This window comes from Mesorhizobium sp. M7D.F.Ca.US.004.01.2.1, from assembly GCF_003997785.1.
Taxonomy (GTDB): Bacteria; Pseudomonadota; Alphaproteobacteria; order Rhizobiales; family Rhizobiaceae; genus Mesorhizobium; species Mesorhizobium loti.
Genome location: NZ_RZRQ01000024.1, coordinates 19,262 through 34,904 on the forward strand (window position 1 = coordinate 19,262; position 15,643 = coordinate 34,904).

Consider the following 15,643-nt stretch of genomic DNA (forward strand, 5'->3'; position numbering starts at 1 on the left):
CTTGTCGACGTGCCTTTTTCGTTCCCGCCGATGCTTCTGGCCATGGCCGTCGCGGCGTCGCTTGGGCCGGGCCTCGGCAATGCGGCCATCGCCATGGTTCTGGTCTGGTGGCCGGTCTATGCCCGGCTGATGCGGGCGCAGGTGCTGGAGGTGAAGGAGCGCGAGCATGTCGAGGCGGCAATCGCCGCCGGCGCCAGGCCGCGGCGCGTGCTGTTCACGCACATATTGCCGCTCTGCTGGACCCCGGTGCTGATCAGCGCGACCATGGATCTCGGCCAGGTCGTGCTGCTTGCCGCGTCGCTCAGCTTCATCGGTCTCGGTGCCACGCCGCCGACGCCCGAATGGGGGTCGATGATCTCCGATGGCGCCGTCCATTTCTACCAATGGTGGATCGCTTTCGGTCCCGGCGTCGCCATCCTCACCATCGTGCTCGGCTTCAACTTCATCGGCGACGGCTTGCGCGACATTCTCGATCCAAGGTCGGACTAGGCGATGAGCGCACAGATCTCTTCAGCGCGCTCCGGCGCAGTAGTCGACAAGGCGGGCGAGCGCGAGCCGCTGCTGTCCATACGCGGCCTGCGGGTCGGGTTCCGGCGGGCAGGCAATCAGTTCGAAGCGGTGCGCGGCATCGACCTCGACGTCGCCAAGGGCGAAGTGGTCGGCATTGTCGGCGAGTCCGGCTCGGGCAAGTCCGTCGGCATGCTCGCCGCGCTCGGCCTCACGTCAAAGAACGCGGTGGTCACCGGCTCGGTCCGCTTCAACGGCGACGAACTGGTTGGCAAACCGGCGCGCGAGATGCGCAAGATCAGGGGCGCGCGCATCGCCATGATTTTCCAGGACCCGCTGTCCTCGTTGAACCCGGTGATGACTGTCGGCGCCCAGATCGCCGAGGCGGTCAGGCTGCATCAGCGCGTGACGCGCAAGCAGGCCATGGCGCGTGCGGTGGAGCTGCTCCATCTGGTGGCGATCCCGCAGCCGGAGCGCCGGGTCAACCAGTATCCGCACGAATTCTCCGGCGGCATGCGCCAGCGCGCGGTCATCGCCATGGCCGTCGCCAACGATCCAGACCTGTTGATCGCCGACGAGCCGACCACGGCGCTCGATGTCACGGTGCAGGCGCAGATACTGTCGGTGCTGCGCTCGCTGCAGGAACGGCTCGGCCTCGGCCTGGTGCTGATCACCCATGATCTCGGCGTCGTCGCCGGTCATGCCGACCGCGTCGCGGTCGTCTATTCCGGCCGTGTCGTCGAACAGGCTAGCGTGTCCGAGCTGTTCGCCGACCCGCGCCACCCTTACACGCGGGGCCTCATCGCCTCGATCCCCAATCTCGAGGAAAGCCGCGAGCGGCTGTTCTCGATCGACGGCTCGCCGCCCGCACTTGGGCGCTTGCCGGGCGGCTGCGCCTTCCATCCGCGCTGCATCCATGCCGAGGCACGCTGTAGGATCGAGGATCCTCCGCTGCACGATATCGGCGGCCGGTTCTCGGCCTGCCATTTCGCGACGACCTTGCCGCCCTTCCACAGCGCCGCGCTGGCAGCGGCAAGCCTGGACAATGGAAGCGTGGCCCCATGAGCGCAGCAGAGCAACTCCAGGCAGAAACCAAACCGGCGCCCGCACTGTCGGTGCGCCACCTCGTCAAGGACTTTCCGGTACGCGGCGGCCTCGTCTTCGACCGTGCCGTTGCCCATGTCCGTGCGGTCGCCGATGTTTCCTTTGACGTAGCACCCGGCGAAACGCTGGGCCTGGTCGGCGAGTCCGGTTGCGGCAAGTCGACCCTAGGGCGCTGCCTGATGCGGCTGATCGAGCCGACCAGTGGCGAAAGCTGGTTCCGTGGCCAGAACCTGCTCGCGCTCAACCACGAAGACATGCGCCTGATGCGGCGCTACATCCAGCTGGTCTTCCAGGACCCCTATGGGTCGCTGCATCCGCGCATGCGCATTGCCGACAACATCGCCGAGCCGCTGCGCATGAGCGACATGTCGGCGGTCGACCGCCGCGCGCGCGTCGCCGAGCTGCTCGAACTGGTGCGGCTCAATCCCGATCACGGCAAGCGCTATCCGCACGAACTGTCCGGCGGTCAGCGCCAGCGCGTGGTCATCGCTCGCGCGCTTGCGCTGAACCCGCAAGTGGTGATCCTCGACGAGCCGGTTTCGGCGCTCGACGTTTCGGTGCAGGCTGGTGTGCTGAACCTACTCAAGGATATCCAGCAATCCTTCGGCACGTCCTATCTGTTTATCGCCCATGATCTGTCCGTCGTGCGCCACATCTCGCATCAGGTGGCGGTGATGTATCTCGGCAAGATCGTCGAGATCGCGCCGGCGGCCGAACTCTATTCGAGGGCGCTGCATCCCTATACCCAGGCGCTGCTGTCAGCCGTGCCGCTCGCCAATCCCGAGAAGGAGCGCAAGCGCGAGCGCATCGTGCTGACCGGCGATGTGCCGAGCCCGCTCAACCCGCCCTCCGGCTGCCGCTTCCGCACGCGCTGCTTCAAGGCGCAGGCGATCTGCGCTTCCGTCGAACCGCCGCTCGATCCGGCTGGCGGTTCGCGTCGCGTCGCCTGCCATTTCCCGGAGCCGGTCAACACTTTCAAGGCCGTCTGATTGGCCTGCCGAATTCACCCGAAGGAATTTTGATCGTGACTGAGGACCATTCCGAGAATGCCGGTACGGCAGGCCGCGCGCGCCTGCCGCTCGAAGGCATCAAGGTTCTCGATCTCTCGCGTGTGCTGGCCGGACCATGGGCGACGATGAGCCTGGCCGACCTCGGCGCCGAAGTCTGGAAGATCGAGAACATCGATGGCGGCGACGACACCAGGGCGTGGTCGGTGCCGAGCTACAAGGGTGTCTCCACCTATTATCTCTGCGCCAATCGCGGCAAGCAGAGCATTGCGCTCGACATGAAGAGTCCGGAAGGGCTGGCCATCGTGCGCGAACTGGCGGCGAAGGCCGACATCGTCGTCGAGAATTTCCGCTCCGGCACCGCCGATCGGCTCGGCGTCGGTTTCAAGGAACTCAGCGCCTCAAATCCGCGCCTGATCTACTGCTCGATCTCCGGCTACGGCCAGACCGGGCCCGATGCCGGACGACCGGGCTACGATTTCGTCATGCAGGCCGAAAGCGGCCTGATGGCCATCACTGGTGAGAGCAATGGCGAGCCTATGCGCGTCGGCGTCGCCATCACCGATATCGTCTGTGGCATGGTCGCCACGCAGTCGATCCTGGCAGCGCTTTACGAGCGGTCGACGACCGGCAAGGGCCAGTTCCTCGACCTGTCGCTGATCGACTGCGCGCTCAGCCTGCTGATCAATGTCGGCAGCGGTTACCTCAACACCGGCCGAGAGGTCGCCCGCTACGGCAATGCCCATCCGACGGTTGTTCCCTACCAGATATTCGAGGCCGCCGATGGCGGCTTTGCGCTGGCCGTCGGCAATGATCGCCAGTTCGCGGCGCTGTGCGAGCAGGTCGTGGACTTGCCACATCTGGCCGGGGATTCGCGCTTCGTCAAGGCAGGCGCGCGTGCCACCAACCGCGAGGCGCTGATCCCGCAGCTGGCGGCCGCCTTCAGGACCAAAACGCGAGACCACTGGATGGCGGCTTGTGCCGCCGCCAGCGTGCCGGCCGGAACGGTAAAATCGATACCGGAAGTCTTTGACAGTCCCAATGTCCGCGAGCGCGGTCTCGTCCAGACTTTGCCGCATCCGCATCTTGGCTCCGTCGCCATGGTGCGACCGGCGCAGGGACTTGCCGCGCAACTGAACGCCGATTTCACCGCGCCGCCGATGCTGGGCCAGGACACGCAAGCCGTGCTGGCCGAAATCCTCGGCTACAGCGCCGAGACCATCGACCAGCTGATCGGCACCGGGGCCATCGGCGTCTATACGCCCTCGGCCGAGCCCGTTCCCGCCTGATCTTCACGGAGCCTGACATGTATAAGAACGTGCTGCTGCACATCGACGGCGCATGGCGCCCGGCCCGAGATGGCCGCACGATGGCGATCGTCAATCCGTCGACGGAAGCCGAACTCGGCTCGCTCGCTCATGCCGGTATCGACGATCTCGACGAGGCGCTGGCCGCTGCCGCAAAAGGGTTCGAGACCTGGCGGCGCGACCTGCCCTTCGATCGCTCCAAGCTGATGCGCAAGGCCGCCAACATCTTGCGCGAGCGCAACGAGCACATCGCCACGCTGATGACGCTGGAACAGGGCAAGCCGATCGCCGAATCGCGCATGGAGGCCTTCGCCGCCGCCGACATCATCGACTGGTTCGCCGAGGAGGCGCGCCGTTCCTATGGCCGCATCGTGCCGGCGCGCCCTGAGGGCGTGAGCCAGTCGGTGGTCAAGGAACCCGTCGGCCCGGTCGCCGCCCTCACGCCATGGAATTTTCCACTCAACCAGGCGGTGCGCAAATTGTCTGCTGCACTCGCCGCCGGCTGCTCGATCATCATCAAGGGACCGGAAGAAACGCCGGCCTCGCCCGCTGAACTGGTGCGCACTTTCATCGATGCCGGCCTGCCCGATGGCGTCTTGAACCTCGTCTATGGCACGCCATCGGAAATCTCCGCCTATCTCATTCCGCATCCGGTGATCCGCAAGATTTCGTTTACGGGCTCGACGCCTGTCGGCAAGCAATTGGCGTCGCTTGCCGGCTTGCACATGAAGCGGGCGACGATGGAACTCGGCGGCCACGCGCCGGTCATCGTCCTGCCCGATGCCGATCTCGACCGCGCCGCGCGCTCGATGGTCGCATCCAAATTCCGCAATGCCGGGCAGATCTGCGTCGCGCCAACGCGCTTTCTCGTCGACCATGCGGTCTATGACGATTTCGTCGGTCGCTTTGCCGAGGCGACACGCCAGATCAAGGTAGGCGATGGTCTTGCCGAGGGTACGACCATGGGTCCGCTCGCCAATCCGCGCCGCGTACAGGCGATGGAGGAACTGGTCCACGACGCCGTGCAGAAAGGTGCGGAACTCGTCACCGGTGGCAAGCGCATCGGCAATTCAGGCTATTTCTTCGAGCCGACCATCCTGTCAAATGTCGGGACCGATGCCCGCACCATGAATGAGGAGCCGTTCGGTCCGTTGGCACTGATGACCCCGGTCAGTGGCCTCGACGAAGCCCTGGCCGAGGCCAACCGGCTGAACTACGGCCTTGCCGCCTATGGCTTCACCCGCTCGGCCGCGAGCGCGGCAAAGATGTCGTCCGGCATCGCCAGCGGCATGGTGTCGATCAACCATTATGGCCTGGCGCTGCCGGAGGTGCCGTTCGGCGGCATCAACGATTCCGGCAACGGCACCGAAGGTGGCGCCGATGCGCTGGAGAGCTATCTCAACAGCAAGTTCGTCTCGCACCTGCAGGTCGACTGAGTAGGCCGCTGTCGGGCGACATGCACTATTTCTGCTGGCCGTAATTCTTGTAGCGCCCGCGAATGGCGGCAAGCTCGCTGCCCTCGATCAGCACCGGCGTACCGGCGCTGCGCGCCAAAAGATACTGCCGCGCCAGGGTTTCCAGCTTGATGGTGCGGATCAGCGCCATGTCGAGATCCGCGCCGAAGGCGATCATGCCATGATTGGCGAGCAGGCAGGCCGATCTGTCCTTGAGCGCAACGACGGCGACCTTCGCCAGTTCGCTTGATGCGAACAGCGCATAGTCCGAGCAGCGCACATCGTCGCCGCCGAAACCGGCGACCATGTAGTGGAACAGCGGCAGCGGTTCGCGCAGGCACGATAACGCTACGCAATGGTCGGGATGGGCATGCACCACGGCACCGGCCTCGGGAAACGCCTTGTAGATCTCGGCGTGCATCTCCCATTCGCTCGACGGCCGGAATGCGCCGTCCCAGGATCCATCAAGCTGCATCGCCACCATCTGCTCTGGCCGCAAGGCGCTTGTGGCTATGCCCGTCGGCGTGATCAGCATGCCGCCTGCCATGCGCACGCTGATGTTGCCGGTGGTGCCGACATTCATCCCGCTGGCGTCTAGCGTCTGCGTCGCGGTGATAAGGCTCGTGCGCTCGATTTCGAGATTCATCACGATGCTCTCCTTGCCGGGGGCCATGTGTCGATTGCCGGTGCGATGGCGCTCGGCCGTGTCATGTCTTGCAGAACGTCGGTGAAGATATCGGGGCCACCGAGCTTTCCCGATTTCAGCATCAGCGCCAGGGGATCAGCGGGCAGGCCGGGGAGGTGGGCGATGGCGCGCGACAGTCCCGGCCCCTCATAGGCGCCCATGGCGATCCGGTCGATGCCGAGCGCCTTGACCACCGAACCGGCGGTCTCGCCGCCGGCGACGACGAGCCGGCGTACGCCGAGTTGGCGCACCAGAATCTCTGCAATCCTGGCCAGTATCTCTTCCGCCTTTGCCGCCACCGCCTCGCGACCGTGCGCCTGCTGCAGCGTTTCGACCGTCGCTTGCGGCGCGGTCGTGGCAATCGCGATCATCGCGCCGGGCAAATGCCGCTGGGCGAAGGCACGCGCTTCGGTCATGACATCGGCGCCGGCAAAGGCTCTGGCAAGGTCGATCGTCAGCAACGGGTTATTCTCAGCGAGGCGTTCGAGCTGTTCGATGGTGCGATCGGCGACGCTGCCGGCCAGCACCGCCGCTGGCCCTTCGACGGCCGGCAGGCTGGCGACAACGAGGTCGTCTGAGTTCACCAGGTTATGCGCCACCCAGGCGGTCGGCAGATGCGCGGCGACCGAGGAATTACCCGTCATCAGCGGCAGATCGAAGGTCGCTTCCGCGATCGCCGCCAGGTCACGCTCGCGGATCGTGTCGGTGACCAGCAGCGTCTCGCCGCGCGCGCTTTGCTCTTGGATAGCGCTGCGAATGGCCCCGGCGCCGGCATCGACGACGAGATAGGGCACCAGCCCGACCTTGCCCTTGCTCTGCGCCTGCAGCACGCGAACCAGATTGGAATCGGTCATCGGCGTCAGCGGATCGAACCGCTTGGGCGATTCACCCAGCAACTGGGCGCCGCCGAACATGTGCCCCTGATAGACGGTGCGGCCGGTCTCACACAGCGCCGGGGTGAACAGCGTGACGCCGCCGCCAAGCCGCTCGAGCAGCGCCTCGGCGCAAGGGCCGATATTGCCTGTGGGCGTCGAATCGAACGTGGCGCAGTATTTGAAGAAGATCTGCCGCGCGCCCGCTTCCACCAGCCGGTCCGCGGCCTCCCGCACCTGGTGCACCGCGTCGCTGGCCGCGATGACGCGGGTCTTTAGCAGGATCACATGGGCAAGATTGCCTGACGGGATCGGCGCGTCCAGCCCGACCGTGCATCCCGTGGGAATGCCGCGCGCCACCAGCATCGACGCCAGTTCGGTGCCGCCGGTCAGATCGTCGGCGATGGCGCCGAACAGCAGGGAAGGCATCGCGGTCATGCGGCCCGTCCCATGTCTGGCCGTTTCATGTCGGCCGGTCTCATGGCTGCTTGTCTCATGTCGGTGGTCAGGCCATTCGTGGTATCATATACACAGCCGACGCGACGCCTGCGCGACTGCAAGAACGGAGAGCGGATATGACTGCTTCTATCGCGCCGATCGCGCGCGACAATCTGACGACGCGTGTCTACGAGGAGCTTCGCCGCGCCATGATGGAAGGCCGTTTCTGGCCGGGCCATCGCTTCAAGATCCGCGATCTCGCCGCCAGCCTTCAGGTGTCTGAGACGCCGGTGCGCGAGGCGCTGATGCAGCTGGTGCGCGAAAAAGGCCTGGAGATGGAAGCCGGCCGCTCGATCACCGTCGCCCAACTGTCGCTGACCCAGTATCTGGAACTGCGCAGCATCAGGCTGCATCTCGAAGGCATGGCCGGTGCCGCGGCAACGACGCGCATCGAGCCGCGCGAGATCGACCGCCTTGCGGCGGTGCATGACAGGCTGATCGCCGACGAGGACAACGGCCGCTGGTTCGAAGCCGTCCGCGACAATTGGGAATTCCATCACTCGATCTATCAGGCGGCGCAAATGCCGGAACTGCTGGCCATCATCGAGGGCATCTGGCTGCGCAACGGACCGCTGGTGAACTATCAATACCCGCACGCCAGGCCGACCTATGATGGCCGCCACCGGCATCTCGACATCCTCGACGCGCTGCGCGCGCGTGACGAGAACGGCGTGCGCAAAGGCATTCAGCAGGACATGATCGAAGGCGGCCGCCTGCTGGTCAAGGTTCTCGAACGATTGAACGACGGCGCGGTCACGCCCGAGGAACTGCGTCGCGCGGCTCAGAACGGCCGCTTGGTGTCGGCCGCCGGCTGAACGGTTTGTTGTTTCCCACCGCATGGGTGCCGGTCACGCCACCTGTGCCGCGGCGGCCATGCCGGCATCGGCGGCCTGCAGGGCAAGATCGATATCTTTTGCGGTGTGCGCGGCGCTCAGGAACATGTTGTGCCGGGGATGGAAATAGGCGCCTTCGCGCAACGCCGCAGAGCAGAAGGCGTTGGCCAGCTTGAATTCGGCATCGTCGTCGAACAGCACCATCGGCATCGACACCGGGCCGGTCTGGCGCAGTGACAGGCCATGCTTCTTCGCTGCCGCGTCGAGGCCTGAGCGCAACCTGTCGCCGGCCTGCGTCATGCGGGCAATGGCATCGGTGTCGCGCAGCGTGTTGATGGTGGCGATCGCGGCGGCCATGGCGACGGCGCCATACCAGAACGAGCCCGTCACATAGACCTTGGTCGCGGCTTCGCGAAACCGGTCGGTACCGGTGATCGCGGCAAGCGGATAGCCATTGGCGATCGCCTTCGAGAAGGCGGACAGGTCCGGCCGCACCCCGAGCGGCTCCCAACTGCCGGCGAGGTCGATGCGGAAGCCGGCCCTGACATCATCGACGATCAGCGCCGCATCGGCGGCGGTGGTGAGTTCGCGCGCCCGTCTGGCGAAGCCGGCGGTCGGCAGTTCCTGGTCGCGGGCGATGTCGTGCCGGAAGGCGGTCACCACGACCGCTGCAAGATCATCCCCGGCCTGCTCGACGGCTGCCTCAAGGCTGGCAATGTCGTTGTAGTCGAAATGGATCAGATGGGCGCGGTCCTCGGCAGTGACGCCGGCCAGCGAAGGCGTGCACCACGGCACAGCGCCGTGATAGGAGCCACGCGCGACCAGCACCTTGCGTCGGCCGGTGCCGGCGCGCGCGATCGTCACGCAGGCGGTGGTGGCGTCGGTGCCGTTCTTCTGCAGCATCGCCCAGTCGGCATGGGCGACGGTCTTGACCAGCAATTCCGCCAGTTCGACCAGCACCTCGCCCGGGCCGTTCATCGCATCGCCCAGGCGACGTTGCCGCTCGGCTGCTGCCTCGACGGCCTGATGATGGTGGCCGAGGATGTTGGGACCCCAGCTGCACATCAGGTCGATGTACTCGCGCCCATCGACGTCCCAGACCCGGCAGCCGTCGGCGCGCTCGAAGAACTGCGGATAGGCGGGGCCGAGATAGCGCGTTGCCATGTGTCCCCACATGCCGCCCGGAATGACCGAGGCCGCACGCTCGCGCAGCAACTTGTCCTTGGAGTTGATCAGGGAAGGCATAGCGAGGTCTCCGCACTTTGATATATCATATATTGATTTTGATGCTGGAAGAACAGGATTTGCCGGTCTTCCAGGATGAGTAGCGGGAGGCGGCTGGCCGCCTCCCGCTTCTTTCGCTCAGTGGCTGAGTTCCGCCAGCGGCAGGTTGCAGCAGGCGCTGTAGCGTACGCCCTTGACGTCCGACTTGTAGGCCAGGATCAGGTTAGGGCTGACCAGCGGCAGGATGATCCTGTCCTTGATCATCTCTTCGCCGATCTGGTGCCAGAGCTTGGCCGCCTCGTCGCCGCTCGCTGCCAAGGCCGCCTTGTAGAGGTCCACTTCCTTCGGGTTGATCACCGACGGGTCGCGCTCCGCGCCGGCGCGCCGCGACCACGGGCTGCCCTTGGTCATGGCGAAATAGTCGATGTATTGCGAGGTGCCGTAATAGTCCGGCGCGTAGAACACCGCCGTCATCGGGATGCCGTCGCCATTGACGCGTTCGCGCCAGTTGGCGAAGGGGATCGGCTGCAGGTCGAGCTTGATGTTGATCTTGGCCAGATCCTGCTGGACCTTCTGCATCAACAGCGAGAGATCAACGCCGTAGACATTCATGCCGGGGAACGCCGCTTCCATCTCGAAGCCGTCGGCATGGCCGGCCTTGGCCAGAAGTTCCTTTGCCTTGGCGACGTCATAGGGCTGTGCCTCGAAGCCCGAACCGCCGGGGAAGCCGAGCGGGATCGGCGCGCTGATCAGCTGGCCCTCGGAGCCGATGGTGAAGTCAAGGATACCAGGACGGTCGAGGCCGAGCGAGATGGCCTCGCGCACCTCGGGCGTCAGCGGAACCTTGTTGGCCTTGGCGCCGGGCGACAGCGCCACATAGATGAAGTTGTAGGACGGCACGGTCTCGATCTTGACGTCGCTGCCGGTCATCGTCTTGGCCGTGTCCGGGTCGATCTGCATGGCGATGTCGGCGGTGCCGCTCTGCAGCATCTGCGCCTGCGCCACCGCGTCCTTGGTCTGGCGGATGACGACTTCGCTTAGCGCCGGTGCCGTGCGCCAGTACTTGTCGTTGCGTGCCAGTCGCAGTTCCGAATTGGGCTCGTAGGATTTCAGCACGAACGGCGCGCTGCCGGCCGAATGCGCCAGGAACCAGGCCTCGGCATTGTCCGTCGTCGAGGCGTCCGCATCGGCCTTGGCGCCGGCTTCGGAAGCGACCTTGCTGTTGACGATCGCTGCGTAGGGTGCCGCCGCGATGTTGAGGAATTCGGAGCTCGGCGCGACCATCTTGACGACGACCGTATGCGCGTCCGGGGTCTCGATCGAGGCGACATTGTCCATCAGGAACGAGGCGCTGCCCTTGAGGTTCTTCAGCCGCTCCCAGGACCATTTGACATCCTTGGCTTCGACCGGCGAACCGTCCGAGAATTTGGCGGCCGGGTCGAGCGTGAAGGTGAAGCTGCTCTGGTCGGCATTGCCTTCCCACTTCGAGGCGAGCAGCGGGATCAGCTTGTTGTCCTTGTCCAGCGTCAGCAGCGATTCATAGACGCTGGAATTGTAGATCTGGCAGGTGTCGCAGAAGGCGCGGTGCGGATCGAGCGAATTGAGGTCGATGTTGCGCGCGATGACCAGCGGCTTGCTGTCCTGCGCGAAGGTGGCCGGTGCCCAGAAGGCGCTGGTGGCCAGCAGCACCGCTGCCAGCATCGTCGCCCTGGTCTTGTTTCTTGGTAGGGCCCTGGTCTTGTTTCTTGGTAGGATGGTCATGTCAGTTCTCCCATTTTCTTGTCGGATCTTTGTGGCAATGCGTTCGCCCTATCCACCCACGGCAGTGAGGGATTGAAGCGCGGCCTTGAGCTTTTCAGCGCCGCCCAGTGCGGCGCGGTTGAGCGGGGCCGATACGACGGGAGCCGAGAGGCTTCCCGTCACATGCAGGATCTCGTGATCGAGATAGTCGAACACGCGATCCTGAATCTCTTGGGTCAGTCGTCCGCCAAGCGACAGCCCACGCTGCACCTGTTCGACGACGGCCACCCGGTTGGTCTTGCGGATCGAGGCTTCCACCAGCGCCCAGTCAAGCCCGGTTGGGTCGAGGCTGCGCAAGTCGATGATCTCGGCATCGACGCCGGTCTCCTCGACAACCTGGCTGGCGACGGCAACCATGCTGGCACTGGTGAGCAGTGTGCAGGCGCTGCCCGGCCTGACGATCTTCGCCTTGCCGAGCCGCACGCAATAGTCGCGGTCGTCCGCAGGCACAGGCCCTTCGCTCGGGAACAGTTCGACATGCTCGATCACGACGACCGGATCGTCGCATTTCAGCGCTGAATTCATCAGGCCGATATAGTCGAAGGGCGTCGTCGGAGCGACGATGCGCCAGCCGGGAAACAGGGCGAACAGGCCGGACGGATCGCCCGAATGCTGCGAGCCGTAGCCGGTGTGCGGCGAAACGCGCACCCTGACCACGATCGGCACCGGAAAACCGCCACCGAACATGTGGCGTACCTTGCTGACCGCGTTGAACAGCTGGTCGGCGGCCACCAGGCAGAAGTCGCCGAACATGATCTCGACGATCGGCCGCAGGCCGCAAAGCGCTGCCCCCAGCGCCACGCCGACAAAACCGTTCTCGGCGATCGGCATCGCCAGCACGCGCTCCGGCCAGCGTTCCAGCGCACCTTTTGTGGCACCCGAGACGCCGCCGCGCAGCCGGTGCACATCCTCGCCCATGATGATGATGCGCGGGTCCTGCTCCATGGCGCGAGCGATGACTTCGGACGCGGCAACCATGAATTTGACCGGCTTGGTCTCGGCCGGCGGCACATCCTCGATCTCAAGGAAGCGCTCGCCCTTCAGTTCCGACAAGTCGCCGCGTATCTGGTTGTCGACGTCGCTTGGGTTCGGCCACAGATGGTCGGGAATGCGCAGCGCGTTGCCGCTCATTTCGGTCAGCGAATCGGCAGCACTGTTGACCACCTCCATGACGCGCTGGTCGAGTGTGCCGAGATCGGAAGCGTTCAGAATGCCCATCGTCTTCAGGCGAGCGGCCATCGTGGCAAGTGGGTCGCGCGCTTTCCAGGCATCCTCTTCGGCGCGTGTGCGGTAGCCGAATTCGCTGCCTGGGCGGGCGCCGCTCTGATGTAAAAACCGGTAGCAGAGCGCCTCGATCAGCACCGGGCCTCCGTCTTCCTCGATCGTCCGGCGCGCCTCGCGCATGGCATGGTGGACGGCCACCACATCCATGCCATCACATTCGATGCCGCGAAAGCCGAGCATGGGTCCGCGCGAGGCCAGCCGCGTCTCGCGCGTCTGTTCGTTGATGTGCGTGGAGACGGCATAGAGATTGTTTTCGGCGAAAAAGATCACCGGCAACCGGTAGAGCGCGGCGATGTTCATCGCCTCGTAGGCCGGTCCCGCCATCATCGTGCCGTCGCCGAAGAAGGCGACCGAGATTGTGCCGGTGCCAAGCAGCTTGTCGGCGAGCGCGTAGCCGGCCGCGTGCGGCAGGTTGCCGCCGATGATGGCGCTGGTGCCAGGTATCCCCGAAGTATCGTCACGCATATGCATCGAGCCGCCACGGCCGCCGCAATAGCCTGACTTAAGGCCCATGATCTCGGCCATCAGGCCGCGAACCGAGCCCTGCATGTCCGGATTGAAAGCGTCGCGCAGCGGGTCGAATCCGCCGGGCGTCTGCGCGTTGACCAGCTTGGCCAATACCTGGTGATGGGCGCGGTGGGTGCCATTGATGCGGTCGCCGGTGCCGAGCACGGACATCGCGCCGACCGCCGTCGCCTCCTGGCCGATGCTGGCATGCGCCGGACCATGCACCAGCCCGGCATTGGCGAGATCGAGCACTTTTTCCTCGAAACGCCGGATGAGCAGCATCTGGTGATACCAGCGCACCAGGCTCGAAACCTCGGCGTCGTTCCAGTCCGAATCGTCGACCTCTAGCCGCAACCAGGGCGCCGATGGCTGGATCGATATCTGCTGGACCATGTCAGCTATTTCCGTTCTGGTAGATGATATATCAAATATTTTCTCAGTCGATTGCGGCGAGCCATTTTTCCTGGGCACTGCACTGGCTCGCGGGCACTGAACAAATGGAATTAAATTTCATTTTCTGCGCGAAGCCGAGACTAAGCCGGGACGGCGGCGTTCCGCAAGAGGAATTTTGAGGGGCGCTTTCGGCCATTCCAGCGAGAAGCCGGAGCACCGATTTGCGGCGGGAGCTCACTGGCGGATCGGCAGGGGAGACGCTCGGCTACCGCTCCGCCCGGTGTTGAAAAAACTGCAAGAACAATTCCCGCTCCGTGGTGATGTCGAGCTTCTCGTAGATACGCCGGCGATGGTTCTTGACCGTGCCGACGGTGATGCCGAGGCGCTCGGCGATGTTCGCCGTCGGGTGGCCGGCGAGGATCAGCTGGACCAGCTCCCGTTCGCGCAGCGACAGCTCCGGCCACAGGCCGGCCGGAATGATGGGCTCCTGCCGGGGCGAGGCGCCGGGGCCTGTCGGCGCCGACGTGCGGGAGAATTTTGCTCCCCGCGCCTTGATGTCGAGCGCGTGCAACGCCTCGAACACCGGCAGCCGCTCATCCAGCAGGGATATCTCGCTGTCCTTGAATGATGTGGTCGAGCGGTCGAGGAAGATGCCGAGGCACCAGTCGCCGCCATCAGCAAGCATGATGCCGACCTCGTCGCAGATCTCCGACTGCGCCAGGAAGCCGGCAATGTACTGGCCGCGCTTGGCCGCGTCGTCGGCGAGCCGCTTCAGCGGCATTATGCCCAGCCTTCGATCGCGCCGCCACGAGGCATAGAACGGGTCGAAGACGTAGTAGTTATCGAGATAGCGCCGGATCATCTCGTCCGAGAAGCGCCGATGCTTGATGAATTCCGGCGTCTGCGTCGCCGAATAACGTGTCACCGTGACGAGATCGTGCTCGATGTCCGCGCCGATCAGGTCGATCAGGCAGTCGACATGCCTGTCCGTGCCGGTGGCGGCGATCGCTTTGGCGAGCGGCGCCCAGATGGTCCCCATGCGCATGCCCTTTTCTCGGCGATCCCTGCCCAACCGTCATTGTGTCTTTAGGCATATGGCGCGAAGCCGCCCATCGAATCTAGCCTGGCGTCAACCTAGACCAGATCCCGAGGCGACCGTGACCCAGCCAAACCTGACCAGTCCAATCATTGGCAATCCAATCGTCATCGGCATCGACGCCGGCGGCACCATGACCGACACGATCCTTGTCGATCAGGACGGCCACTTCAAGATCGGCAAGTCTGCGACCACGCCGAAGAACGAAGCCGAGGGCTTTCTGGCTTCGGCCGAGGACGCGGCGGATGCCTGGGGCATCTCGCTGGAATCACTGTTTTCCGGCGTCAACGTCGTGCTCTATTCCGGCACCGGCATGCTCAACACGTTGCTGTCGCGCACCGGCCGCCGGCTCGGCCTGATCACCACCAAGGGCCTCGAGGACATGATCCTGATGGGCCGCGGCCTGCAGGCCTGGGCCGACTATTCCTATGCCGACCGGCTGCATGCGGTCACCCACCATCATCCCGATCCGCTGGTGCCGCGCCGCCGCACCCATGGCGTCACCGAGCGCATCGACCAGTTCGGCGACATCGTGCTGCCGCTCTATGAACACGAAGTCTCAGCCGCCGCGAAAAAGCTGATAGCCGACAAGGTCGAGGCGATCTGCATCATGACCATCTTCTCGCACGTCAATCCGGTGCACGAGAAGCGCATCGCCGAGATCTGCCGCGCGGAGGTCGATAAGGCCGGCGCCGACATCATCGTCTACACCAGCCATGAGGTCCGCCCGGTCATCCGTGAGCAGTCGCGGCTGAACTCGGTGCTGATCGAGGCCTACGCCACCTCGCGTGGCCGCAAGCAGCTCAAGGGCATTGAGGACGTCTCGAAGAAATACGGCTTCAAATATGGCGTGCAGACGCTGCTCTCCTTCGGCGGTCTGACCTCGATCAACCACCCGCGCCTGCATGAAACCATGATCTCAGGCCCGATCGGCGGCATCCTCGGTGCTGCCTATGTCGGCAAACTGATCGGCAACGACTCGCTGATCTGCTCGGACATGGGCGGTACCTCCTTCGATATGGGCGTCATCACGCGCGGTCAGACGCGAATTGAGAACGAGCCGCTGATGGAC

At 64.7% G+C, this 15,643-nt stretch carries 13 protein-coding genes; 7 read left to right on the plus strand and 6 right to left on the minus strand.

All coding sequences use genetic code 11. The features are described 5' to 3' along the window. The 5 genes from EN993_RS37660 to EN993_RS06635 all read left to right on the plus strand — a co-directional run. The coding region (locus EN993_RS37660; protein ID WP_245468669.1) for an ABC transporter permease at positions 1 to 489 on the plus strand (489 nt) is incomplete at its 5' end. Between the two features lie 3 nt (positions 490 to 492). Next, complete coding sequence (locus tag EN993_RS06620) at positions 493 to 1,572, plus strand: ABC transporter ATP-binding protein (protein ID WP_127262728.1); 1,080 nt, start codon at positions 493 to 495, stop codon at positions 1,570 to 1,572. Next, the gene (locus EN993_RS06625) at positions 1,569 to 2,600 is read left to right on the plus strand and encodes a dipeptide ABC transporter ATP-binding protein (protein WP_127262729.1); all 1,032 of its coding nucleotides are present in this window, start codon (positions 1,569 to 1,571) and stop codon (positions 2,598 to 2,600) included. The genes EN993_RS06620 and EN993_RS06625 overlap by 4 nt, the downstream gene beginning before the upstream one ends. A 35-nt stretch (positions 2,601 to 2,635) precedes the next feature. Continuing rightward, a complete protein-coding gene (locus EN993_RS06630; RefSeq protein WP_127262730.1) occupies positions 2,636 to 3,907 on the plus strand; it encodes a CaiB/BaiF CoA-transferase family protein in 1,272 nt (423 codons plus the stop codon). A gap of 17 nt (positions 3,908 to 3,924) precedes the next feature. Then, a complete protein-coding gene (locus EN993_RS06635) occupies positions 3,925 to 5,361 on the plus strand; it encodes an NAD-dependent succinate-semialdehyde dehydrogenase (protein ID WP_127262731.1) in 1,437 nt (478 codons plus the stop codon). A gap of 25 nt (positions 5,362 to 5,386) precedes the next feature. Here EN993_RS06635 and EN993_RS06640 read toward each other — a convergent pair whose 3' ends face one another. Together EN993_RS06640 and otnK are read right to left on the minus strand one after the other, a co-directional pair. Continuing rightward, a complete protein-coding gene (locus EN993_RS06640; RefSeq protein WP_109666717.1) occupies positions 5,387 to 6,025 on the minus strand; it encodes a class II aldolase/adducin family protein in 639 nt (212 codons plus the stop codon). Beyond that, complete coding sequence (otnK, locus tag EN993_RS06645) at positions 6,025 to 7,374, minus strand: 3-oxo-tetronate kinase (RefSeq protein WP_127262732.1); 1,350 nt, start codon at positions 7,372 to 7,374, stop codon at positions 6,025 to 6,027. The genes EN993_RS06640 and otnK overlap by 1 nt, the downstream gene beginning before the upstream one ends. A gap of 137 nt (positions 7,375 to 7,511) precedes the next feature. On the opposite strand from otnK, the gene EN993_RS06650 reads away from it, so the two are divergent. Further along, positions 7,512 to 8,249, plus strand: a complete 738-nt coding sequence (locus EN993_RS06650; protein WP_109665905.1) for a GntR family transcriptional regulator — start codon at positions 7,512 to 7,514, stop codon at positions 8,247 to 8,249. Between the two features lie 33 nt (positions 8,250 to 8,282). Here EN993_RS06650 and EN993_RS06655 read toward each other — a convergent pair whose 3' ends face one another. From EN993_RS06655 to EN993_RS06670, 4 genes are all read right to left on the minus strand, one after another. After that, a complete protein-coding gene (locus tag EN993_RS06655; RefSeq protein WP_109665907.1) occupies positions 8,283 to 9,512 on the minus strand; it encodes an aminotransferase class III-fold pyridoxal phosphate-dependent enzyme in 1,230 nt (409 codons plus the stop codon). A gap of 117 nt (positions 9,513 to 9,629) precedes the next feature. Next, positions 9,630 to 11,192, minus strand: a complete 1,563-nt coding sequence (locus EN993_RS06660; RefSeq protein WP_164757562.1) for an ABC transporter substrate-binding protein — start codon at positions 11,190 to 11,192, stop codon at positions 9,630 to 9,632. A 108-nt stretch (positions 11,193 to 11,300) separates the two neighbouring features. Further along, positions 11,301 to 13,475: an alpha-ketoacid dehydrogenase subunit alpha/beta gene (locus EN993_RS06665; protein WP_127262734.1), complete on the minus strand. Its 2,175-nt coding sequence runs from the start codon at positions 13,473 to 13,475 to the stop codon at positions 11,301 to 11,303. A gap of 265 nt (positions 13,476 to 13,740) precedes the next feature. Beyond that, positions 13,741 to 14,520, minus strand: a complete 780-nt coding sequence (locus tag EN993_RS06670; RefSeq protein WP_127262735.1) for a LuxR C-terminal-related transcriptional regulator — start codon at positions 14,518 to 14,520, stop codon at positions 13,741 to 13,743. A 142-nt stretch (positions 14,521 to 14,662) separates the two neighbouring features. Here EN993_RS06670 and EN993_RS06675 point away from each other — a divergent pair. Next, positions 14,663 to 15,643: hydantoinase/oxoprolinase family protein (locus tag EN993_RS06675; RefSeq protein WP_164757563.1), on the plus strand; the 981-nt coding region annotated here is incomplete at its 3' end.